The sequence below is a fragment of the Methylocystis sp. L43 genome (genome assembly GCF_015709525.1).
In the GTDB taxonomy this organism is placed as follows: Bacteria; Pseudomonadota; Alphaproteobacteria; order Rhizobiales; family Beijerinckiaceae; genus Methylocystis.
Genome location: NZ_JADNRA010000032.1, coordinates 75,462 through 98,677, shown reverse-complemented (window position 1 = coordinate 98,677; position 23,216 = coordinate 75,462). Strand labels below are relative to the sequence as shown.

The 23,216-nt window shown below is 62.6% G+C and carries 17 protein-coding genes; 2 read left to right on the top strand and 15 right to left on the bottom strand.

Features of this window, described 5'->3' with window-relative positions:
• Positions 1-21 precede the first annotated feature (21 nt).
• The gene (locus tag IYX23_RS12890; RefSeq protein WP_196393898.1) at positions 22-3,774 is read left to right on the top strand and encodes a tetratricopeptide repeat protein; all 3,753 of its coding nucleotides are present in this window, start codon (positions 22-24) and stop codon (positions 3,772-3,774) included.
• Positions 3,775-3,785: 11 nt separating this feature from the next.
• Here IYX23_RS12890 and typA read toward each other — a convergent pair whose 3' ends face one another.
• The 3 genes from typA to epmA all read right to left on the bottom strand — a co-directional run bounded on the left by typA (position 3,786) and on the right by epmA (position 8,436).
• Positions 3,786-5,606 (bottom strand): translational GTPase TypA, encoded by a 1,821-nt coding sequence (gene typA, locus IYX23_RS12885; RefSeq protein ID WP_196393897.1) that lies wholly within the window; start codon positions 5,604-5,606, stop codon positions 3,786-3,788.
• Between the two features lie 176 nt (positions 5,607-5,782).
• Entirely contained in the window at positions 5,783-7,258 is a 1,476-nt protein-coding gene (locus IYX23_RS12880) for a hypothetical protein (protein WP_196393896.1), read from the bottom strand.
• A gap of 134 nt (positions 7,259-7,392) precedes the next feature.
• Positions 7,393-8,436, bottom strand: a complete 1,044-nt coding sequence (gene epmA, locus IYX23_RS12875) for an EF-P lysine aminoacylase EpmA (RefSeq protein WP_196393895.1) — start codon at positions 8,434-8,436, stop codon at positions 7,393-7,395.
• Positions 8,437-8,532: 96 nt separating this feature from the next.
• Between epmA and efp the strand changes: the two genes are divergently transcribed.
• Positions 8,533-9,102, top strand: coding sequence for an elongation factor P (gene efp, locus IYX23_RS12870; protein ID WP_196393894.1), 570 nt, complete (start codon positions 8,533-8,535; stop codon positions 9,100-9,102).
• 127 nt (positions 9,103-9,229) lie between these two features.
• Here efp and IYX23_RS12865 read toward each other — a convergent pair whose 3' ends face one another.
• The 12 genes from IYX23_RS12865 to nuoG all read right to left on the bottom strand — a co-directional run bounded on the left by IYX23_RS12865 (position 9,230) and on the right by nuoG (position 23,214).
• Entirely contained in the window at positions 9,230-9,637 is a 408-nt protein-coding gene (locus tag IYX23_RS12865) for a very short patch repair endonuclease (protein WP_196393893.1), read from the bottom strand.
• A gap of 151 nt (positions 9,638-9,788) precedes the next feature.
• Positions 9,789-10,934, bottom strand: coding sequence for a DNA cytosine methyltransferase (locus IYX23_RS12860; protein WP_196393892.1), 1,146 nt, complete (start codon positions 10,932-10,934; stop codon positions 9,789-9,791).
• 204 nt (positions 10,935-11,138) lie between these two features.
• Entirely contained in the window at positions 11,139-12,809 is a 1,671-nt protein-coding gene (locus tag IYX23_RS12855) for a ribonuclease J (protein WP_196393891.1), read from the bottom strand.
• On the bottom strand, positions 12,806-13,594 hold the full coding sequence (locus IYX23_RS12850; protein WP_210330690.1) for a biotin--[acetyl-CoA-carboxylase] ligase: 789 nt from the start codon (positions 13,592-13,594) through the stop codon (positions 12,806-12,808). Before IYX23_RS12850 ends, IYX23_RS12855 begins: the two co-directional genes overlap by 4 nt.
• Positions 13,595-13,624: 30 nt before the next feature.
• Positions 13,625-15,058, bottom strand: coding sequence for an NADH-quinone oxidoreductase subunit NuoN (gene nuoN / locus IYX23_RS12845; RefSeq protein ID WP_196393889.1), 1,434 nt, complete (start codon positions 15,056-15,058; stop codon positions 13,625-13,627).
• Between the two features lie 13 nt (positions 15,059-15,071).
• Positions 15,072-16,580 carry an NADH-quinone oxidoreductase subunit M gene (locus IYX23_RS12840; protein ID WP_196393888.1) on the bottom strand — a complete coding sequence of 503 codons (1,509 nt, stop codon included), beginning with the start codon at positions 16,578-16,580 and terminating at the stop codon, positions 15,072-15,074.
• Positions 16,580-18,610 (bottom strand): NADH-quinone oxidoreductase subunit L, encoded by a 2,031-nt coding sequence (gene nuoL / locus IYX23_RS12835; protein ID WP_196393887.1) that lies wholly within the window; start codon positions 18,608-18,610, stop codon positions 16,580-16,582. Before nuoL ends, IYX23_RS12840 begins: the two co-directional genes overlap by 1 nt.
• Positions 18,611-18,618: 8 nt before the next feature.
• Positions 18,619-18,927, bottom strand: coding sequence for an NADH-quinone oxidoreductase subunit NuoK (nuoK, locus tag IYX23_RS12830; protein WP_196394015.1), 309 nt, complete (start codon positions 18,925-18,927; stop codon positions 18,619-18,621).
• A gap of 14 nt (positions 18,928-18,941) precedes the next feature.
• Positions 18,942-19,544, bottom strand: a complete 603-nt coding sequence (locus IYX23_RS12825; RefSeq protein ID WP_018407011.1) for an NADH-quinone oxidoreductase subunit J — start codon at positions 19,542-19,544, stop codon at positions 18,942-18,944.
• Between the two features lie 52 nt (positions 19,545-19,596).
• A complete protein-coding gene (gene nuoI, locus IYX23_RS12820; protein WP_196393886.1) occupies positions 19,597-20,085 on the bottom strand; it encodes an NADH-quinone oxidoreductase subunit NuoI in 489 nt (162 codons plus the stop codon).
• Between the two features lie 7 nt (positions 20,086-20,092).
• The gene (gene nuoH / locus IYX23_RS12815; protein ID WP_196394014.1) at positions 20,093-21,118 is read right to left on the bottom strand and encodes an NADH-quinone oxidoreductase subunit NuoH; all 1,026 of its coding nucleotides are present in this window, start codon (positions 21,116-21,118) and stop codon (positions 20,093-20,095) included.
• 35 nt (positions 21,119-21,153) lie between these two features.
• A complete protein-coding gene (gene nuoG / locus IYX23_RS12810; RefSeq protein ID WP_196393885.1) occupies positions 21,154-23,214 on the bottom strand; it encodes an NADH-quinone oxidoreductase subunit NuoG in 2,061 nt (686 codons plus the stop codon).
• Positions 23,215-23,216 lie beyond the last annotated feature (2 nt).

Here is a 23,216-nt window from a genome sequence, read left to right as displayed (position 1 = left end):
TTGCAAATGTTAAGGCCGTTGATGTCTGATTCTATTGAAGCACTCAGAACCGTCATATCCGGCGCGAAAGCTCTAATCGTTTGCGGCGCAGGGGTAAGCAGGGCCGTCACTGGGGGAGCCGCACCCGGCTGGAAAGGCCTCATTGAGAGCGCAATCGATTCAGCTCCAAAAGAACCTGGAGAAGATTGGAGCGATCATTGCCGAGAGGGACTGACGCGGAACGATCCTGACGTCTGGCTCAATTCAGCCAATATTGCTCAGACAAAATTGGGAGGCTTTAAGAGCAATGACTATCGCGTTTGGCTGAAGAACAATGTGGGCAAGCTAAAAGCTAACGAGCCCGCTCTTCTCGATGCAATTATCGCGCTCGACTGCCGTCTCGCGACAACCAATTATGACGGTCTGCTTTGCACAAAAAAAGGCGCTCAGCCAAAAACTTGGCTTAGCCCCGAGTCAGTCGCGGAAATTTTGTCGGGAGAATCCTCGAATGTCTGGCATATCCACGGCTATTGGGAAGAACCCGAGTCAGTAGTTTTTTCGAACGCCGATTACGATAGAGTAAACCATAGTGATCGTGCGCAGTTTCTTCAGCGGCAAGCGGCATTCGCTGACACACTTGTCTTTGTCGGTTGCTCGGCGGATGGCCTTGCGGATCAAAATGTCGGGCGTCTGTTAAAATGGTTCAGTTCGTTATGGGGCGGGTTAGGCAAAAAGCACGTTGCGTTAGTCACCGACGACGAGGTGGCAACGCCGGGCTGGCCAGATAACGTCACTTTAGTTTCTTACGGTCCAAAGCATGAAAAACTGCCGGAGTTCCTCAGAAGTTTAGCTCCCGAAAACTCGGGACCTCAAGCTTCCGCGATCAAAGTAAACCGCATCGACTTGGCGATCGCCAATCCGCACCCCGTCGGACGTCGCGACGAAATCAACAGAGTCGTCACAGCCGCAACAGAAGGCCGTCCATGCATCATCACCGGCGGACCAGGGATGGGAAAAACGACAGTCGCGGTCGCCGCGAGTTATGATGAGAGGCTAACTGAAAAGTTTGGCGAAAGACGCGTGTTCGTCAACCTCGAAAACCGCACGGACCCTCTTGATGTATTCATTCTTTTGGCGGCCGAACTCGGGCTTAGTCCGGAACCGACACAGAGCGCGACTCTCGCGGCCATCCGTTACTCATGCGGACAGGAATCAGCCTTCGCAATTTTGGACAATGTTGAAGGTTTGATAGAAGCCGATGAGCCCGAGACCAGCCGCATTTTAAGTTTGCTGAGAGACACCGCTGGTCTTTCGTTTGTTGTGACTAGCCGCGAAGGCCTACCATTCCTGTTAGGCTGGACAAAGATCGACGATTTATCGCCCCTACCATTGGACGAAAGTCGCGATCTATTTTGCGGCATTGCAACGAACATACGAAGAGACGATCCAGACCTCCCGCCCCTTTTGGCAGCGCTCGACGGTCACGCTCTTTCTCTTACGATAATGGCAAGCCGCGTCGACAGCGATCTCACGCTTGGTCCCATGCTGAGGCGATGGGAAGACGAGAAAGCTGAATTGTTGCGCCAGCCAGGCGCTCAAGAAAATCGTCATAACTCAGTTATGGCGTCGTTACGCGTGTCACTCACTTCTCGGCGTTTATCCCCTATGGCCAACCGGCTCCTCGCCATCCTCGGCTTCCTCCCCGACGGCATTCCGCCGGGTGGAATGAAGGCCTTTCTTGGTCGCGAAGATCGGCAGATCAGCGCGGCAAAGTCGGATGCCGCCACAGATAGTTTGCGACAGTTACGTCTTATTGCGCCGCGGCCCGATGGCTCGATTAAGCTTCTCAATCCGCTGCGTGAAGCGGTGAGCATCGAGAAGCCCCTAAGGGGAGAGGAGCTTCAACGAGTTGTAAGGGCAGTAATGAAGCTGCTTGAAAAAGGGAAGAACTTCGGAACGACAGGGTGGCCGGCAGCGGAAGCCGAGCTGCTGCCGCATCTGCGGAATTTTGCGCCGGTCCTCCTCCAAGCCGCTCGTGATCAACCAGTTAGAAAGTTAAGGCAAGCTATCGAATCAGCGCGCCTACTTTCCGCCAGTGAGCGACGCTTTGATCAAACAACCTTTCTTAAGCTTGCGTTGATTCTGAAGGAGCGTAGCGCGAGTGAGTCGAAGAGCGCAGCAGCTCAAGCCGTTCACGCGGCAGGCCATCTGGCTCTGCGCCGGGATGCTTCGGAGCAAGCGCAAACCCATTTTGAAGAAGCGCGGGACATTTGCCTGCAGATTGGAGATCGGCTTGGCCAAGCTAATGCACTTCGATCGCTGGGCGATCTGGCGGCGCGGCGTCACGATCTCAATGGTGCGCGAAACTACTTCGAAGAAGCGCGCGACATATGCCTGCAGATCGGAGATCGGCTTGGCCAAGCTAATGCACTTCGGTCGCTGGGCGATCTAGCAGCGCGGCGTCACGATCTCGACGGTGCGCAAACCCTTCTCGAAGAGGCGCGTGACATCTACCTTCAAATTGGTGAACGGCTTGGGCAAGCTAATACGCTTCGATCGCTGGGTGATCTGGCAGAGCAACGTGATGATCTCAATGACGCGCAGACCCACTTCGAACGAGCGGGGGACATCTACCTTCACATCAGCGACCGGCTTGGCCAAGCAAATGCGCTTCGATCGCTGGGAAGTTTGGCGCTCCGACGTTCCGACCTCGTCGACGCGCAAACCCATCTCGAAGAGGCGCGCGATCTCTATCTTCAAATCAGCGATCGGCTTGGCCAAGCACAGTCGCTTCAATCGCTGGGAGATCTGGCGCTCCGACGTGATGACCTCAATGGCGCGCAAATCCATCTCGAAGAGGCGCGCGATATCTGCCTTCAGATCGGCGACCGGCTTGGCCAAGCAAATGCGCTTCAATTGCTGGGAAATTTGGCGCTCCGACGTGACGACCTCAACGGCGCGCAAACCCTTCTCGAAGAGGCGCGCGATATCTGCCTTCAGGTCGGCAACCGGCTTGGCCATGTAAATGCGCTTCAATCCCTGGGAAATCTGGCGCACCGACGTGACGACCTCAACGGCGCGCAAACCCTTCTCGAAGAGGCCCGCGATATCTGCCTTCAGGTCGGCAACCGGCTTGGCCAAGCAAATGCGCTTCAATCCCTGGGAAATCTGGCGCTCCGACGTGACGACCTCAACGGCGCGCAAACGCTTCTCGAAGAGGCGCGCGATATCTGCCTTCAGGTCGGCGACAGGTTAGGGCAGGCGAATACGCTCCAAGCGCTGGGCGATCTGGCGCTAAGACTTTACAATCTGGATGCCGCCCAAGCCTATCTCCAGGAGGCGCGAGCCATCTACCAGAAGGTTACTGCAACGCTGGGCGAGGCAAATGCTAACTATCTGATCGGGGAAGTCCAATTGAGACTAGACCCCGTCCGAGCCGAAACCATTTTTACTCAGGTATTGCAATCATATGAGTCGCTTGGCGTGAAGTGGGGCATCGCCCACAGCAACTTACGCCTTGCGCAAATTACTGCCCGCCAGGGTGACCGCTCTCGTCTGGCTGACGCCGTCGACAAGATCCTGCGATATGAAGAGGGTGACCCTGCCAAACTTGCAGCGCCGGGCTGGCGAGCGTTTTGTGCCAGCCTTCTCGAGCATGATGAAGCCAAGCGTGCAGCGCTCTGCGACCAAGCGCGACGCTTGTGGACCGAAATTGGAGCTCTCGGTTTGATCAAGGACTACGTTGATTTTGAAATCTCGGTCGCAGTCGCTGATCATACCAACGCAGAAGACTGACTGAACCGCCCTCACTCCACCAGCGCGGCCTTGCCCTTCGCCTTCTTGCGGTCGTTGGGGTCGAGGAACACCTTGCGCAGGCGGATCGACTTCGGCGTCACTTCCACGCGCTCGTCGTCCTCGATATAGGCCAGCGCCTTTTCCAGCGTCATCTGGATCGGCGGCGTCAGGCGCACCGCTTCGTCCTTCGACTGGGTGCGGATGTTGGTGAGCTGCTTGCCCTTCAAGACATTGATCTCGAGATCATTGTCGCGCGTATGCTCGCCGACGATCATGCCCTTATAGACCTTCCAGCCCGGCTCGATCATCATCGGGCCGCGATCTTCCAGCTTCCACATCGCATAGGCGACGGCCTCGCCGGAATCATTGCTGATCAGCACGCCGTTGCGGCGGCCCTGAATCTCGCCCTTATAAGGCGCATATTCATGGAACAGCCGGTTCATGATCGCCGTGCCGCGCGTGTCGGTGAGAAGTTCGCCCTGATAGCCGATCAGCCCGCGCGTCGGCGCATGGAAGACGAGACGCAGGCGATTGCCGCCCGACGGGCGCATCTCGATCATCTCGGCCTTGCGCTCGTTCATCTTCTGAACGACGACGCCAGAATGCTCCTCGTCGACGTCGATGACGACCTCTTCGATCGGCTCCAAAATGTCGCCGTTCTCATCCTTCTTGAAAACGACCTTGGGGCGCGAGACGCCAAGCTCGAAACCCTCGCGGCGCATGGTCTCGATCAGAATGCCGAGCTGCAATTCGCCGCGGCCCGAGACGATATAGGCGTCGCCCGCCGGCGCGTCCTCGACGCGCAGCGCGACATTGCCTTCGGCCTCCTTGAAGAGACGCGCGCGGATCATGCGGCTCGTCACCTTGTCGCCTTCCGTGCCGGCGAGCGGGCTGTCATTGACGAGGAAGGTCATGGAGAGCGTCGGCGGATCGATCGGCTGCGCCTGCAGCGGCTCGTTGACTTCCAGCGCGCAGAGCGTGTCGGCGACGTTGAATTTTTCGAGGCCGGCGATGGCGACGATGTCCCCGGCTTCCGCTTCTTCGATCGGCTGGCGCTCAATGCCGCGGAAGGCGAGAATTTTCGAAACACGCCCCTGCTCGACGATCTTGCCGGTGCGGTCGAGCACCTTCACCGCCTGATTGGGCTTCACGCTGCCGGCGAAGACGCGGCCGGTGATGATGCGGCCGAGATAGGGGTTGGCTTCGAGCAGCGTGCCGAGCATGCGGAAGCCGCCGTCCTCGACGGTGGGCGCCGGCACATGCTTGACGACGAGATCGAAGAGCGGCGCCATGCCGTCCTGCGGGCCGGTCGGCTCCTCGGCCATCCAGCCCTGCTTGGCGGAGCCGTAGATGATCGGGAAGTCGAGCTGCTCGTCGGTGGCGTCGAGCGCGGCGAAGAGATCGAAGACCTCGTTGACGACTTCCGACACGCGGGCGTCGGGCTTGTCGACCTTGTTGACGCAGACGATCGGCTTCAGGCCGATCTTGAGCGCCTTGCCGACGACGAATTTCGTCTGCGGCATCGGGCCTTCGGCGGCGTCGACGAGCACGATGGCGCCATCGACCATCGACAGGATGCGCTCCACCTCGCCGCCGAAATCGGCGTGGCCGGGCGTGTCGACGATGTTGATGCGCACATCCTTCCAGGTGATGGAGGTGGCCTTCGCCATGATGGTGATGCCGCGCTCTTTTTCGAGGTCGTTCGAATCCATCACGCGTTCGGCGACGCGCTGGTTTTCGCGAAAGGCGCCCGACTGCTGGAGCAGGCGGTCGACGAGCGTGGTCTTGCCATGGTCGACGTGGGCGATGATGGCGATGTTGCGCAGCTGCATGTTCAAAGGCCGGCCAGGTAAAACAGCCGCCTCTGCGGCCGCCCGAGAGCGGCCGGGAACTGGAGACGCTGGCTGTTGTTGCGATGCAGCGTCTCATACCCCAAGGCGGGGGAATTTGGAAGCGGAGCCGGCCCGGGCGATCCCGCCCGAGGCCAGACAGTCCGAACCGCGGGCTACTACTGCGCCGGGCACTGCTCCCGGCAGCGCCGCCAGGCGGGGATGCATTGCGACCCCAGGCCCCCATCGGCGAGACAGGCGTCCCGCTCGGCGTTGCATTCCCGCAGGCACTGCTCGCGCGGCGTCAGCGGAGGCGGCGGGGGCGGCGGAGGCTGCTGCGCCGTGAAGGTGGTGAGCGGCCCGAGCTCCTGCTCGATCATGCTCATCGGGCTGAAAACGAAGGAGCTGCCGTCGTCCGGTCCGCCCCACAAAATGCCGTGCAGGCTCGCCTGACTGGCGGTCGGCAGGATGGAGAAGACGGGCGAGCCGCTGTCGCCATTGTCCGTCAGCTTGTTCGTCCCGCTGACCCGCCCGACGCGGCTCTGGCACAGCAGCCTGACGTCGGTGTCCGCGACATTGACGTCGATGCAGGTCGCGCGCACGTCGCCGAAGGCCCAGCCTGTCGTGCGGCCAACCTTGTTGAGCCTCATGCCGACGACCGAGTCCGGCGTCTCGCTCATGATCCGGAAGACGTTCGGAAAGCTGTTGATCGTCAGCGAGCCGGTATTGTTCGTCGTTCGCGCGATTTCGAAACGCCCGCGGTCGATTCGGTAGTCGGCGTAGGCGCTGTCGCTGAAGCGGCATTTCCTGCCCGAGGGGCATACGCCGCCGGTGAAAAAAGGCGGATCTCTATCTTCGTCGCCGATCTTATTGCCGGAAAACAGTGGATCGTTCGGCTGATGGAAATCATCGTCATTGCTGACGCCGCGATTCTTGGTGCAGTGAGAATTGGTGATAAAGCCGTCGCGGCCATTGCGCACGACATTGAACCCGAGCGTGCAGAGCTTAAAGGCGAAAACGCCGGTGTCGATTTCGATCTGAACGCCGCCCGGAACCGGCCGGCTTTTGTCCCGCAACGAGGCGTGGAAACGGATCGGCTGCGTTTCTTCGATGATCAGCGCTTCGAACGGAACGCCGAGCGATTTCGCCAGAGCTTCGAATCTTTGTCGCGACGGATCGCCGACGACGCCGATGGTCACGCGATTGCGACGCTCGTCGAGATCGACGAAGACGATCTCCTGGCCGTCGAGCGCCGGGCTGAAGCTTTTCTTCCATTTGGCGAGTTCGACGACGTCGTAGTCGCCTTTGATGATGTTCGGTTCTTGAGCGCGACCCTTGCGAGCTGCGTCCTGCGCCAGGAACTCCGCGCCAAGCACGCTGGCGATCGCCGACGTGACCTGCGACCGCGCGGCTTTCATTGCGTCCGCGCTGCGCAGTTCGGGGGCGTTTTTCATATAGACCTGCAGCGCGCCCTTCTCGTCGAAATACATGCCGCCGAAGCCGGGGGCGAGTTCTCCGATCTTGACGAGCTTATCGTCGAACGTCGTCACGGGCGCAGAAGGCGCGGCCGGGGTTTCTTTCTGTTGCGCCATGGCGGCTGTCGCGATCGTCATGGCGATCGCCACAACAGATTTCAGCAATAATTTAAGGCCCATCGCGCCCTCCATTAAAATCATGCGCGGCGCGCGAGCGCGTATCGCTCGCGTTCGCCGCCAAATGGCGCCAATATGGACGTCATTGCCAGCGTAGGACGTGCGCGCCGGCGTTGCGTCGTTTATTTGAATGAGAACTAGAGCGCCGTGCCGCGCTCGGCCACTGGCGTCCACAGCACCTGCTCGATGCGCGCCGCCCCCGTCGCGAGCATCACCAGCCGGTCGAAGCCGAGCGCAACGCCGCAGGCCGGCGGCATCTCGGCCAGAGCGGCGAGAAAATCCTCGTCAATCGGATAGGTCTCGCCGTAGATGCGGCGCTTCTCCTGCATCTGCGCCTCGAAGCGCCGGCGCTGCTCCGCCGCGTCGGTCAATTCGGCGAAGCCATTGGCGAGCTCGACCCCGCAGACATAGAGTTCGAAACGATCGGCGAAGCGCGGATCGTCGGCGTTGGCGCGGGCGAGCGCCGCCTCGCTCACCGGGTAATCCGTCAGGATCGTCGGCCTTTCGCGACCGAGCATAGGCTCGATCTTTTCCGACATGATTTTGCTGAACAGATCCGACCAGCCGTCGTCTTCGACGACCCGTATGCCGTCGCGCGCGGCGGCGCGCGCAAGCCCGTCACGGTCATCGAGCAGCGGTTCCAAATCAATGCTGGCGTGGGTCGCAAAGGCGTCGCAGACGCTGATGATCTGAGGCTCCTCGAAGGGATCGCAAACGCGGCCCATCCAGGCGAAATCCGTCGCGCCCGCCGCCCGCGCCGCGCTCGCCAGCAGTCCGGCGCAGTCCTCCATCAGCCGCAGCGTCGGCGCCTCAGTGCGGTACCACTCCAGCATGGTGAATTCCGGATGGTGCAGGGCGGAGCGCTCGCGGTTGCGGAAAACATGCGCAAGGGTGAAAATCCGCTCCTCGCCCGCCGCGAGCAGCTTCTTGCAGGAAAACTCCGGCGAGGTGTGGAGATAGAGCCGGCTGCGCGCGCCCGACCCGCCGATCAGCTCCGTCGCGAAGGCCGAAAGATGCGTTTCATTGCCGCCTGATAGCTGAAGCGCCGCCGTTTCGACCTCGGCGAAGCCTTCCGCGGCGAAGAAGCGCCGGGTGGCGGCGGCGATCGCCGCCCGCGCCTTGAGAAAGGGCTTGCGGTCGGCATAAACATCCCGAGCCCACCAAGGCGACGCGCGCGTCATAAGGTCTCCCGCGAGGCGGGGCCCCGGATTGCCGGCGCGCCCGAAATATGGTCTGACCGCCGTTCATAAACCAGGCCGGCAATAAGGGATACGGACGTGAAAGTCATCGCCAGTTCGATTCGCAAGGGCAATATCATCGAGAGAGATGACGGGCAGCTTTACGTCGTCCTGACCGCCGAAAGTTTTTTCCCTGGCAAGGGCACGCCGACGACGCAGATCGACATGCGCCGACTCTCGGACGGCGTCAAAACGACGGACCGCTACAAGACGACCGAACAGGTCGAGCGCGCCTTCGTCGAGGATCAGGATTTCAGCTATCTCTACAATGACGGCGACGGCTATCACTTCATGAATCAGGCGAGCTATGAGCAGATCATCGTGCCCGCCGATGTGATCGGCGATCAGGCGCAGTGGCTGCAGGAGGGCATGGTCTGCATCCTGTCGATGTTCAACGGCGTGGCCGTTGGCATTCAGTTGCCGCCGCGCGTGACGCTGGAGATCATGGAGACAGAGCCGGCGATGAAAGGCCAGACCGCGTCTTCGTCCTATAAGCCGGCGAAGCTCGCCAATGGCGCGCGCGTGATGGTCCCGCCGCATATTCAGCCGGGCACGCGCGTCGTGATCCAGACCGAAGACGGCGCCTATGTCGAGCGCGCCAAGGATTGAGGGGCGGGCGCAACCCTCTCCCGCTTGCGGGAGAGGGTGGTCGCCGGAGGCGACCGGGTGGGGTGAAAAGCCCCCCACCCGCGCCGCTTTGCGGCGCGACCTCCCCGCAAGGGGGAGGTATGCGCCCCTACCCCAAGAATTCGCGCAGCTTCTTTTCCACCCCGGCTTTATCCTTCAGCTCGCATTCCCAGATCGTGAGCGCGCGCCAGCCCTGCGCCGCGAGCGCCGCCTGATGCGCCGCGTCGCGCGCGACGTTCCTGGCGATCTTGCCGCGCCAATAGTCGGCGTTGGCCTTAGGACTGCGCGCGCCGCGCGGGCACTCATGCCCGTGCCAGAAGCAGCCATGTACGAAGATTGCCCGCTTACGGCCGATGTAGGCGATGTCGGGAGTGCCGGGAACGTCCTTGCGATGCAGCCGATAGCCCGGCGCGAACCGCCTCAACATCGTCCGCACGGCGATTTCGGGAGCGGTGTCGCGCCCCTTCACCGCGCGCATGATGGCGGAGCGGTGCTCGCGACTTTCTTTCACGCTCACGCGTAAGACCCCCTCCCCAGCCCTCCCCCGCGGCGCTTCGCTTGCGGGAGAGGGGGCAGAGACCGCCCGTCATAAAGGTTGCGGCTGGCGCGGCAGCGCTGATCGCGACGATTCCCTCTCCCGCGAAGCGGGGGAGGGTTAGGGAGGGGGCTCAAGCCGCCTCCTGCACGACGCATGTATTCAGCAACGGCTCCAACAGGCTCGCTGCAATGTGGCGCACGACCGGAACGACGACGCCGTCGCCGGTCAAATGATAGGCGTCGCTATAGGTCGCGGGGAGCAAATAATCTTCCGGCAGTCCCATCAGCCGCGCGGTCTCGCGCGCCGACATCAGCCGCGAGCGCACACTGCCCTTGTCGACGACCAGCACATATTGCCGGCTCGAGCCGCCGGCCGGCGTGCGCAGACACCCCGCAACCTCGTCGAAACGCGCCTCGGCGCGCTGGACCTTTGCGCCATGCTGATAGCGCGTGCGGCGATAGAGCGTTCCAACCATTTTGCGCCCGGCGCGCTTCGCCTCGGCGATCTTCGCGAGATTGACGTCGCTCATCATGGCGATGAGCACATTTGTCTCGCTTACGCTATGCCACGCCACATCCGTCGGAGCGTCTTCAATCGCGTCGATCAGCGCTGTATTGCGCAGCGGCGGCGCCGGCAAATTCCACCAGAGCCAGTTGTCGCGTAGCCGCTTGGGCAGGCGTTCATGCGCCGCGACAAGCGCGCGGGTGTGAAACGGCGCGCTTGCACTCTTCCTCATCAACGCAGAAGGAACCGCGACATCCTCTCGCGCGGCGATGATGAACAGCCGCGGGCGCGATTGCGGCACGAACAGCGCCGCGTCGATGACCAGCGCGCCAAATCTGTAGCGCTCTTTCGCCAGCGCCTCGCAGATTTTGGTAAAGTCCTTGCCGCCATGCGAGGTGAGCGCGCCGCAGACATTTTCGAGCACGATGAGCGACGGCGCACGGCCCTCCTTACGGAGCGCCTTCATCAAATCCCAGAACGGCCAGAACGTCCCGGACCTTTCGCCCTTCAGCCCCGCGCCGGCGCCGGCGAGCGACAGGTCCTGACAGGGGAAGGACGCCCAGACGAGATCGGCGCGGCCTGGCAATTGCGCTGTGGATAACTCGCGCACGTCGCCGACGTGCAGCGCCTCGCCGCCCCAATTGGCGCGATAGCTTTCGGCTTTTTTGCGATCGAAGTCATTGGCGAACAAACAACGCCAGCCGTCGCCGAGGCCGGCGCGGGCCATGCCGCCGCCGGCGAAGAATTCATAATAGGCAGGCCGGTCGTCCATGCGCGATTCGCTCTCTCAATGAGCATAACGCGGAAGCGAACAGTGTCGAAAACTGGATATGCTGAACGTAAGCCGGAGGAGCGCCCCCCTCCCCTTGACGGGGAGGGTCGAACTGCGAAGCAGTTCGGGACAGCTTTCTCTCGTTACCCCCACCCGCGCCGCTTCGCGGCGCGACCTCCCCGCAAGGGGGAGGCATGCGCCCCGTCACGTCGCGACGACCATCACATGCACGGTGGGCTTCTTGCCCCAGACGGACGACACGGCCCCGCGCACCGCGCGCTCGATCGCCGTTGAAACGGCGTTGGCGTCGCGGCGTCGCGGCCGCGACAGTCCCTCGAACGCGGCGAAAAGCGCCTCGTCGATGACTTCGCCCATGTCCTCGCCGAATTTGCCCCGTTTCGGCACGCCGGCGAAGACGACGTCCGGATCGCCGACAAGTTCGCCCTTGCGGTCAACCGCGAGCGCGATGGAAACGACGCCGGCGACAGAGAGGCGCAAGCGGTCGCGCACGGCGCTGTCGTCGTCAGTGATGACGACGTCGCCATCCTTCATCAGACGGCCGTGCGGGGCCTTTCCGATGATGCCCGGCGCGCCGGGCGCCAGTCGCACGATGTCGCCATTGCGCGCCGAGACGACCTGCGAAACGCCATGCGACTTGGCGAAGGCCGCGTGCGCCGTGAGATGATGCGCTTCGCCATGCGCCGGCACGGCGATCTGCGGCCGGATCCATTCGTACATTTGCGTGACTTCGCCACGGCGCGGATGGCCAGAGCAATGCACGAGGTGGTCGTGGTCGGTGATGACCTCGACGCCGATGTCGCAGAGAGCGTTGATGACGCGAAAGACGTCGCGCGCATTTCCTGGAATGACGCGCGAAGAGAAGATCACCCGATCGCCCGCGACAAGCTTGATCGCCGGATGTTCGTTCACCGCCGCCCGCGCCATGGCGGCGCGGGTTTCGCCCTGGCTCCCGGTCGCGATGACGACGGTCTTGTCGCGCGGCAAGGTCGGCAGCAGTTCGGGCGCGTGAAATCCGGGCAGCCCGTCGAGATAGCCGCAGTCTCGCGCGACCTGGATGGCGCGATCCATCGCCCTCCCGGCGACGACGACGGTGCGCCCGCAGGCCTGCGCCGCTTCGCCGATGCCGCGCAGCCGCGCGATGTTGGACGCGAAGGTGGTGACCAGCACCCGGCCCGGCGCTTCGGCGATCAGCGTGCGCAAAGTGCGCGCGACGTCGGCTTCCGAGAAACTGTCGCCCTCGCGCAGGATGTTGGTCGAGTCGCAGATGAGCGCCGTGACGCCCTCGTCGCCAAGCGCGCGGAGCCGCGCCTCGTCGATGCGCGTCCCGACGCCGGGCTGCGGATCGATCTTCCAGTCGCCGGTGTGGAGCAGCAGCCCGAGCGGCGTGCGGATCGCAAGCGCATTCGCTTCCGGAATCGAATGCGCCACGGCGACATATTCGACTTCGAACGGATCGAGATCGAGCTTTGCGCCGGCATGCGTCAGGGAGATGTCGATCTTCGGCGCGCCAGGTTCGTTCAGCCTTCGCACTTCCAGGAGCCCCGCCGCGAAGGGCGTGGCGAACACCCGGCATTTGAGCCGCGGCCATAAGGTCGCGAGCCCGCCGATATGATCCTCATGCGCATGGGTGATGCAAATGCCGACGAGATCGCGCGCGATCTTCTCGACGAAGGCGATGTCGGCGAAGACAAGGTCGACGCCAGGGGCCTCGGGTCCCGGAAATCCGAGGCCGCAGTCGACCATCAGCCATTTGCGCGCTTTCGGCGGCCCGTAGCCGTAGAGCGCCATGTTCATGCCGATTTCGCCCAAGCCGCCGAGCGGCACGAAGACGAGATCTGTGTCCGGCGTCGTCATGCGACGCCTCCCGCCGTGGTCTGGCGCGGACCGAGCGACACGTCGCCCGCCTCGATGAGGCGCTCGCCGTCCTGGGTCGCCAAAACAAGCCTGCCGATCGCGTCGATGGTCGCGAGGCGTCCCTCGACGGTTTCGCGCGGCAGCTCAACGCGAATGTGGGCGCCAAGATAGGCGGCGTCCTTGAGCCAAGCGTCTCGGACGCGGTCGAAGCCCTCGCCGCCGCGCCAAAGATCAAGCGTGTCGACGAGCGCGTCGGACAGATGCGTAAAGAGCGTCGCAGCGTCTGGCGCGTTCGGCCCGATCGACGCCAGCGCGCGCGCTTCAAAGGGCAGATCGCGCGGCGCCTCGGCGCAGTTGACGCCAAGGCCAATGATCGCGACGAAGGCGCGCGGCGCACGCGCGTCGCCTGTCGGCACGCCGACATTCTCAAGCAAAATCCCGCCGAGCTTGGCGCCTTCGAGCAGGAGATCATTCGGCCATTTCAGCGCGAAGCGGCCGGCGCCGCCCGTCGCGGCGCGCAACCCGCGCATGGCCGCGACGCCCGCCACGAAGCCGAGCTGCGGCGCCACGGCGGCGTCGCCGAAATCGCCAAGAACAAGGCTCGCATGAAGATTGCCAGGAGGCGAAATCCAGTCGCGTCCGAGACGGCCATGGCCGCGCGTCTGCTGCGCGGCGACCACCCATAAAGGTCCGCGCTCTCCCGCCTCGATCAAACGTCGGGCTTCGTCATTGGTCGAATCGACGCTCTCCAGCGCGAGGAGGCGCACGCCGCGGGCGCGCGCCAATGATCCCAACTCCACGCGCGAATTACCTCCCTAGAAAAGCGACTTCGCCGCCGCCGCCGCCGCATCCATGACTGGGGAGGGATAGACCCAAAAGCCAAGCAGCGCCAGCGTGGAAGCGCCAAGCACCGCGCGCAGCGCCATCGGCGCGCGGTCGAAGGCCGGCGCGGGCTCGTCGAAATACATGACCTTAACGACCCGCAGATAATAATAGGCGGCGACCGCGCTCGCCAGGACGCCGATCACCGCGAGGCCGAAGAGGCCAGCGTCGACCGCGGCGAGGAGCACGTAATATTTGGCGAAAAAGCCCGCGAGCGGCGGAACGCCGGCAAGCGAGAACATCAGCATCGCCAGGAAGAAGGCCATCCAGCTATTGGTGCGCGACAGGCCGGCGAGGTCCGAGACGTTCTCGACATATCTGCCTTCGACGCGCATCGCGAGAATGGCGGCGAAGGTCCCGAGCGTCATGATCAGATAGATCGTGAGGTAGATCGCGACGCCGCGCACGCCCGCCTCGTCGCCCGCAGCGAGACCGATCAGCGCAAAGCCCATATGACCGATCGAGGAATAGGCCATCAGCCGCTTGATGTTCTCCTGTCCGATGGCCGCGAAAGAGCCGAGCAGCATCGAAGCGATGGCGATGAAAATGATGATCTGGCGCCATTGGTCTTTCACGCCGGGAAAGGCGGTAATGACAATGCGCACGGTGATCGCCACCGCCGCCATTTTGGCGGCCGAAGCGAAGAAGGCGGTGACCGGCGTCGGCGCGCCCTGATAGACGTCGGGCGTCCACATATGGAACGGCGCCGCCGACATTTTAAAGGCCAGCGCGGCCAGGACGAAGACAAGCCCGAAGATCACGCCGATCGGCGCCGAGGTCGAGACGACCGCCGCGATCCCGGCGAAAGACACCGTTCCGGAGAAGCCGTAGAGCAGCGACGCGCCGTAAAGCATCATGCCGGAAGAGAGCGCGCCGAGGACGAAATATTTCAAGCCGGCTTCCGACGATCGCCCGTCGTCGCGCGCAAAGGCGGCCATGACATAGAGCGCCAGCGACATCAGTTCGAGGCCGAGATAGAGCGCGATGAGGTTATCGGCCGAAATCAGCAGCAACATGCCGAGCGTCGAAAGCATGATGAGCACCGGATACTCGAATTTTTCGAGCCCGTTGCGTTGCAGCCAATCGACGGACAGCAGAATCGACACGATCGCGCCGATGAGCGTCAGCGCTTTCATGAAGCGGGAGAACCCGTCGTCGATATAGGCGCCATCGAAGATGCTGGTGTCGGGCGTGCTCGATAGCACAATCGCGACCAAGGCGATGCCCAGAATGCCGACGGCCATTTCGTCGACAAGGCCAAAACCACGCTCGCCGCGGAAGGCGCCGATGAGGATGAGCGCCATCACGCCGACGGCGAGAATCGTCTCGGGAAGAAAGTGATGCGCGAGTTGAACGAAGAAGGGCATCGTCAGCGATCCGTCATTGGCCAGCGGCCGCGAGCTTAATCGCGTCGAGCAGCGCCGTATGGGTCTGGATGAGATTGTCGACCGACGCCTGCGTGGCGCTCAGAATGGCCTGCGGCTGCACGCCGTAGTAAATCGTGAGCAGGACAAGCGGCGTGAAGATCGCGATCTCGCGCGGCGTCAGATCGGTGATGTTCTTGAGGCTGGCCTTGTCCAAGACCCCGAAGATCACGCGGCGGTAGAGATAGAGGGCGTACGCCGCAGACAGAACGACGCCGCTCGTCGCGATCAGCGCGACCCAGCTATTCGCCTGGAACGCGCCGGTCAGCGACAGGAACTCGCCGATGAAGCCCGTCGTTCCCGGCAAGCCGACATTCGCCATGGTGAACAGCATGAACACGAAGGCGTAGATCGGCATGCGGTTAACGAGCCCGCCATAGGCGGAGATCTCACGCGTATGCATGCGGTCGTAGATCACGCCGACGCAAAGGAACAGCGCGCCGGAGACGAGGCCGTGCGAGATCATCTGGAAGATGGCGCCCTGCATGCCCTGCGCATTGAGCGTGAAGAGGCCCATCGTCACGAAGCCCATATGCGCGACGGACGAATAGGCGATGAGCTTCTTGATGTCTTCCTGAACGAGCGCGACGAGCGAGGTGTAGACGATCGCGATCACCGACAGCGCGTAGATGAGCGGCGCGAAATTGGTCGAAGCGTCCGGAAACATCGGCAGCGAAAAGCGGATGAAGCCGTAGCCGCCCATCTTCAGCAGAATCGCCGCAAGGATCACGGAGCCGGCCGTCGGCGCCTCGACATGCGCGTCAGGCAGCCAGGTGTGCACCGGCCACATCGGCATCTTCACCGCGAAGGAGGCGAAGAAGGCGAGCCACAGCCAGGTCTGCATCTCCTTGGGGAAGTCGGTATGCAGCAGCACGGTGATGTCGGTCGTGCCGGCCTTGCCATACATGGCGAGGATCGCGACCAGCATGAGGAGCGAACCGACGAGCGTGTAGAGAAAGAACTTGAAGCTCGCGTAGACGCGCCGCTTGCCGCCCCAGATTCCGATGATGAGAAACATCGGGATGAGGCCGCCCTCGAAGAAGAGATAGAACAGCACGATGTCGAGCGCGCAGAAGACGCCGATCATCAGCGTCTCAAGCACGAGGAAGGCGATCATATATTCCTTGACGCGCTTCTGGATCGAGTCCCAGGAGGCGAGAATGGCGAAGGGCATCAGGAAGGTCGTCAGCAGTACGAAGGGCATCGAAAAGCCGTCGACGCCCATCTTGTAGACAAGGCCCGAGCCGAGCCAGTTTTTCTCCTCGACGAACTGGAACGCCGAGCTTGTCGTGTCGAAACCGGACCAGATGACAAGCGAGAGCGCGAAGGTCGCGAGCGTCGTCGCCAGCGTCGCCCACCGGATATTGCGCAAGCTCGCTTCATCATCGCCCTTCTGCGTGAGCAGGAAGGCGACGCCGACCAGCGGCAGAAAGGTGACGCCGGAGAGAATGCCGAAACCAAACATCAGCGCAGCCCCCCGGCGATGAAATAGGTGACGACCGCCGCGACGCCGATGAGCATGGCGAAGGCGTAGTGATAGACGTAGCCGGTCTGCAAGCGCACGGCGAGCCTGGCGCCATCGGCGACTCGCGCCGCCACCCCGTCCGGCCCGAGGCCGTCGATGATCGCGCCGTCGCCGCCCTTCCAGAACATTCTGCCGAGCGCAAAGGCCGGCCGAACGAACAGGAAGTCGTAGAGCTCGTCGAAATACCATTTGTTGAGCAGGAACCGGTAAAGACGCGGGAAGGTCCTCGCCAGCGCCTGCGCGGTTCCCGGCTTCAGCACATAGAAATAGAGCGCAACGACGAAGCCCAGAGCCATCACCACGGTCGGCGCCAGACCGACGCCGAGAGCCACGTCGTGGAACTTATGGATGATGTGATTGTCGCGGCCGGTGAAGAGAGCGCCTTTCCAGAATTCATCGTAATCATGGCCGATGAAGTATTTGCCGAAGACGATGCCCGCGCCGAGAGCGCCGAGACCGAGCACCGCCAGCGGCGCCAGCATGACAATCGGCGCCTCGTGCGGCGCGTGATGGCCGTGGTCGTGCGAATGATCCTGATGGGTTTGATCGCCATCCGCATGGGCTAATTCCGCCGCCGTCGGCTCCTCATCCGCATGGTCCGTCTGAACGGCATGGTCCTTACGGGCGCCAAAGAAGGTCATGAACACCAGGCGCCAGGAATAGAATGACGTCAGGCCGGCGGCGACCACGGTCGCGACAAAGGCGAACATCGCGACGTGATGATGTTCGCCCGCGGCGTAGGCCGCTTCGATGATCGCGTCCTTGGAATAGAAACCGGCGGTGAACGGGAAGCCCGTGAGCGCGAGCGTGCCGATGATCATCATCGCGAAGGTGAAGGGAATGTCCTTACGCAACCCGCCCATGTTGCGCATGTCCTGCTCGTGATGCATGGCATGAATCACGGAGCCCGCGCCGAGAAACAGCAGCGCCTTGAAGAAGGCGTGGGTGAAAAGATGATAGACGCCGATGCTATATGCGCCGACGCCTTCCGCAACGAACATATAGCCGAGCTGCGAGCAGGTCGAATAGGCGATGACGCGCTTGATGTCGTTTTGCACGAGGCCGACCGTCGCGGCGAAAATGGCCGTGACCGCCCCGACCAGCGTCACGAATTCGAGAGTCGCGGGCGCATATTCGAAAATCGGCGAAAGGCGCGCCACCATGAAGACGCCGGCCGTCACCATCGTCGCAGCGTGAATGAGCGCCGAGACGGGCGTCGGGCCTTCCATCGCGTCCGGCAGCCAGGTGTGCAGCAGGAATTGCGCCGACTTGCCCATCGCGCCGATGAAGAGCAGGAAGGTGGCGAGCGTCAACGCGTCGACATCCATGCCGAAGACATGGATCGTCTTGCCGGCAAGCCCCGGGACGGCGGCGAAGACCTCTTCAAAGCCCAGCGACTTCGTCAGTTGAAAGACGAGGAAAATCCCGAGCGCGAAGCCAAAATCGCCGACGCGGTTGACGACAAAGGCCTTGATCGCGGCGGCGTTGGCGGAGGGCTTTTGATACCAGAAGCCGATGAGCAGATAGGACGCGAGACCGACGCCCTCCCAGCCAAAGAACATCTGCACGAGATTGTCGGCCGTCACCAGCATCAGCATGGCGAAAGTGAACAGCGACAGATAAGCGAAGAAGCGCGGGCGATCCGGATCCTCGTGCATGTAGCCGATAGAATAGAGATGCACGAGGCTCGACACCGTATTGACGACGACGAGCATCACCGCCGTCAGCGTGTCGACCCGCAGCGCCCAGTCGACCTTGAGGTCGCCCACGGTCATCCAATTGCCGATAATCGGCGCATAGCCGTGATCGTGGCCGAGCGCGACGTCGAAGAAGACGATCCATGACAGCACGGCGCAGATCATCAAGAAGCCCGTCGTGACGAACTCCGAGGCGCGCACCCCGATCCAAGGACCGAGCGCGCCTGCGATCAGAAAGCCGACAAGCGGAAGAAAGACGATGGCGTAAATCATCGCTGGGGTCAGCCCTTCAAGGAATTGATGTCTTCGACGGCGATCGTGCCGCGGTTGCGATAGAAGGCGACGAGTATCGCGAGGCCGATCGCCGCCTCCGCCGCCGCGACGGTCAGCACGAAGAGCGCGAACACCTGACCCGTCAAATCGGCGAGCGACTGCGAGAAGGCGACGAAGTTCAGATTGACCGCAAGCAGGATCAGCTCAACCGACATGAGAATGACGATGATGTTCTTGCGGTTGAGGATGATGCCGGCGATGCCGAGCGTGAACAGGACCGCCGCGACGACGAGGTAATGCGTAAGGCCGATGGTCAGCATGGATGTCCTCGTTAGACGCCGGTCCGAAACGGAACTTTCTTGATCTCGATCACATTTTCGCGCGTGCGGGCGTTCTGCTCGGCGATCTTCTGCCGCTTGATGTTGGGCTTGTGATGCAGCGTCAGCACGATGGCGCCGATCATGGCGGTGAGCAGCACAAGCGCGGACGCCTGAAAGAAGATCACATATTTCGTATAGAGGATTTGGCCGAGCGCCGCGGTGTTGCTCATTTGCGGAATGATCGGATTGGCGGCGGCGTCTGCCGCCGAAGGCGCCGAACTCCAGCCGAGCGCCACGAAACCCAATTCCGCGAGGACGACGACGCCGACCCCGACGCCGACTGGAAGATATTTGGCGAATCCCTGCTTCAGCTCGGCGAAGTCGACGTCGAGCATCATGACGACGAACAGGAACAGCACCGCGACCGCGCCGACATAGACGACGATCAGGATCATCGCCAGGAACTCCGCGCCGGCGAGCAGAAACAGCCCCGCGCCATTGCAGAAAGCGAGGATGAGAAAGAGCACCGAGTGCACCGGGTTGCGCGCGAAGATCACGACGCCGGCCGAGGCGATCATGATCGTGGCGAATAGGTAGAAAAATACGGCCTGCACGTTCTTCGTCCTTACTGCGCCGATGCGGCGTGTTCGTTCGCGTCTCTTGCTGTTACCTGTACTGCGCGTCCATCGCGATGTTGCGCGCGATCTCGCGCTCCCAGCGGTCGCCGTTCTCGAGCAGACGCTCCTTGTTGTAGTAGAGCTCCTCGCGGGTCTCGACCGAGAATTCCGAATTGGGCCCCTCGACGATGGCGTCGACCGGGCAGGCCTCTTGGCAGTAGCCGCAATAGATGCATTTGACCATGTCGATGTCGTAGCGCGTCGTGCGGCGGGTGCCGTCGTTGCGGCGCGGTCCGGCTTCGATGGTGATCGCCTGCGCAGGACAGATCGCCTCGCACAGCTTGCAGGCGATGCAGCGCTCCTCGCCGTTGGGATAGCGGCGCAGCGCATGCTCGCCGCGGTAGCGCGGCGACTGCGGATTCTTTTCGTGCGGATAGTTGATCGTCGCCTTCGGCTTGAAGAAGTAGCGCATCGACAGCAGAAATGCGCCGACGAATTCGGTCAGGAAGAGCGACTTGGCGGCTTGATCGAGTTTCATGACGGCCTCAACTGCCTGCCGGTCCCGCCGGCCAAAACTGCAGCACGGCGGCGACGATGACGACCATGGCGAGGGAGATCGGCAGGAAGACTTTCCAGCCCAGACGCATCAGCTGATCGTAGCGATAGCGCGGCACGAAAGCCTTCACCATGGCGAAGAAGAAGAAAAAGAAGCTCACCTTCAGCGTGAACCAGATCACGCCCGGGACGTAGGTGAACGGCGCGATCTTGATCGGCGGCAGCCAGCCGCCAAAGAACAGGATCGTCAGCAGCGCGCACATGGTGACGATCGCCACATATTCGGCGAGCATGAACAGAACGTAGGGCGTCGCCGAATATTCGATCATGAAGCCGGCGACGAGTTCCGATTCCGCCTCCACGAGATCGAACGGCGGACGATTGGTCTCGGCGAGCGCCGAAACGAAGAAGATGACGAACATCGGGAAGAGGCGCAGCCAATACCAGCCGGCCATGCCGTAGGGCGTATCCTGCGCATTGACGATGTCTGTCAGATTGAGCGAGCCGGCGCAGAGCAGCACCGTGATGATGACGAAGCCGATCGAGACTTCATAGGAAACCATCTGCGCCGCCGAGCGGAGCGCCGAGAGGAACGGATATTTCGAGTTCGACGCCCAGCCGCCCATGATGACGCCATAGACGCCGAGCGAGGACAGCGCAAAAATATAAAGAATCCCGACATTGATGTCGCCGACCGCCCAGCCGTCGGCGACCGGAATGACGGCCCAGGCGGCGATCGAGAGCGTCGCCATGATGAAGGGCGCGAACAGGAAAACGCCCTTGTTGGCGACGTCCGGGATCACCGGCTCCTTGAGCGCGAATTTGAGGAAGTCCGCGAAGCTCTGCAGCAGCCCCCAGGGTCCGACGACATTGGGTCCGCGGCGCAACTGCACCGCCGCCCAGATCTTGCGGTCGGCGAGGATCACATAGGCCACATAGATGAGCAACGCGACCGCCAGCAGAACGCTCTTCACGAGCGCGAGAAGCAGCGGATACGCGATGAAGAAATCCGAAATGGCGCTCGCCCAACCGTCGCTCACGTCCAAAGCTCCTATTCCGCCGCCTGAGCAAGCCGGCCCTGCGCCAGCGCCGAACATTCCGCCATGACCGCCGAGGCGCGGGCGATCGGATTTGTGAAGTAGAAGTTTTGGATCGCCGTCGCGAAGGAATCCTTCATCGCCACGGCCGGATGGTTGGCGAGAGCGACGACCTGCGCGTGATCGCCGGGCGCAATTTCGTCCAGTTCCGCAAAGTGGGGGTGGGTTTCAAAGAGCAGCCGGCGCAACGCCGCAAGCGAGTCGAAGGGCAGCGGCGCGCCGAGCGCGCCGGAAAGCGCACGCAGGACCGCCCAATCCTCACGCGCTTCCCCCGGGGGAAACACCACGCGGAAGGCGCGCTGCACGCGGCCTTCCGTATTGACGTAAAGCCCGGACTTTTCCGTATAGGCGGCGCCGGGCAGGATCACGTCGGCGCGATGCGCGCCGCGATCGCCATGCGTGCCGATGTAAACCACGAAGGCGCCGGGTTCGATGGCGATTTCATCGGCCCCGAGGTTGAAGATGAGATCGAGCGCGCCGGCCTTCGCCATCGCGCGCGCATCCAAACCGCCAGCGCCCGGCGTGAAGCCGAGATCGAGCGCGCCGACGCGCGCGGCCGCCGTATGCAGGACCGAGAAGCCGTTCCAGCCGTCGCTGAGACCGCCGAGCCTTTGCGCGGCCTGAGCGGCGAGCGTGAGCGCCGCCTCGCCGTCGTCGCGCGCCAGAGCGCCCTGCCCGACGATGACCAGCAGCTTCTCGACCGGCTTTGCCGAGCGGATGAACTGCAGAAGCGATTCCGGCCCGGCCCCGAGATAGTCGTAGTCGTAGGTGAGATCGGCGCGCTCGCCGACAAGCGAGATCTTGAAGTCGCCTCTGAGCCAGCGCTTGCGGAGTCGCGCATTGAGCACTGGCGCTTCCTTGCGCGGATTGGCGCCAATGATGAGCGCGGCGCCCGCCTGCTCGATCCCCGCGACCGTTGCATTGAAGAGATAAGAGGCCCGGCCGAATTTCGGATCGAGTTTCGCGCCGTCCTGGCGGCAATCGAGATTGGGCGTTCCAAGCTGCTCGGCGAGCAGCTTCAACGCGAAGGTCTCTTCGACCGCGGCAAGATCGCCGACGAGCGCGCCGATGCGCGACGCGGACGTCGCCTTGGTTTTGGCGGCGACGGCGGCGAGCGCCTCCTGCCAGGAGGCCGGACGCAGCCGGCCGTTCTCGCGGATATAGGGGCGATCAAGGCGCTGGGTCCTGAGACCATCGACGATCTGGCGCGTCTTGTCGGAAATCCACTCCTCATTCACGAGGTCGTTGATGCGCGGCAGAATGCGCATGACTTCACGGCCGCGCGAGTCGACGCGAATCGCCGAGCCAAGCGCGTCCATGACGTCGATCGTCTCGGTCTTCTGATATTCCCAGGGACGGCCACGGAAGCTTTGCGGCTTGGGCAGCAGCGCGCCGACCGGACAGAGATCCGCGACATTGCCCTGCAGCTCGGAGGTCATCGCGCTTTCGAGATAGGTGGTGATCTCCATATCTTCGCCGCGGCCGATCGCGCCCATGTCTCCCGTGCCGGCGACCTCCGCCGTGAAGCGGACGCAACGCGTGCAATGGATGCAGCGGTTCATCTCGGTCTTGACCAGGACGCCTATATATTTGTCTTCGACCGCGCGCTTGTTTTCATGAAAACGCGAGCTGTCGACTCCAAAGACCAGCGCCTGATCCTGCAGATCGCATTCGCCGCCCTGATCGCAGATCGGGCAATCCAGCGGATGGTTGATCAGCAAGAACTCCATCACCCCTTCGCGCGCCTTCTTCACCATCGGCGACTTGGTGAGGACTTCCGGCGGCGCGCCGTTCGGACCGGGGCGCAAATCCTTCACCGACATGGCGCAGGACGCCTGCGGCTTCGGCGGCCCACCCTTCACCTCGACGAGGCACATGCGGCAGTTGCCGGCGATCGACAGGCGCTCGTGATAGCAAAAGCGCGGAATCTCAGCGCCGGCCTGCTCGCAGGCCTGCAGCAGGGTGAAATCCCCGGGCACGTCCACTTCGACGCCATCGACGAGAATCTTGGTCACTT

Coding starts and splice junctions, on each gene's coding strand:
- IYX23_RS12890 (WP_196393898.1), top strand. CDS start 22: ATGTCTGATTCTATTGAAGCACTCAGAACCGTCATATCCGGCGCGAAA.
- typA (WP_196393897.1), bottom strand. CDS start 5,606: ATGCAGCTGCGCAACATCGCCATCATCGCCCACGTCGACCATGGCAAG.
- IYX23_RS12880 (WP_196393896.1), bottom strand. CDS start 7,258: ATGGGCCTTAAATTATTGCTGAAATCTGTTGTGGCGATCGCCATGACG.
- epmA (WP_196393895.1), bottom strand. CDS start 8,436: ATGACGCGCGCGTCGCCTTGGTGGGCTCGGGATGTTTATGCCGACCGC.
- IYX23_RS12860 (WP_196393892.1), bottom strand. CDS start 10,934: ATGGACGACCGGCCTGCCTATTATGAATTCTTCGCCGGCGGCGGCATG.
- IYX23_RS12855 (WP_196393891.1), bottom strand. CDS start 12,809: ATGACGACGCCGGACACAGATCTCGTCTTCGTGCCGCTCGGCGGCTTG.
- nuoN (WP_196393889.1), bottom strand. CDS start 15,058: ATGCCCTTCTTCGTTCAACTCGCGCATCACTTTCTTCCCGAGACGATT.
- IYX23_RS12840 (WP_196393888.1), bottom strand. CDS start 16,580: ATGTTTGGTTTCGGCATTCTCTCCGGCGTCACCTTTCTGCCGCTGGTC.
- nuoL (WP_196393887.1), bottom strand. CDS start 18,610: ATGATTTACGCCATCGTCTTTCTTCCGCTTGTCGGCTTTCTGATCGCA.
- nuoI (WP_196393886.1), bottom strand. CDS start 20,085: ATGAAACTCGATCAAGCCGCCAAGTCGCTCTTCCTGACCGAATTCGTC.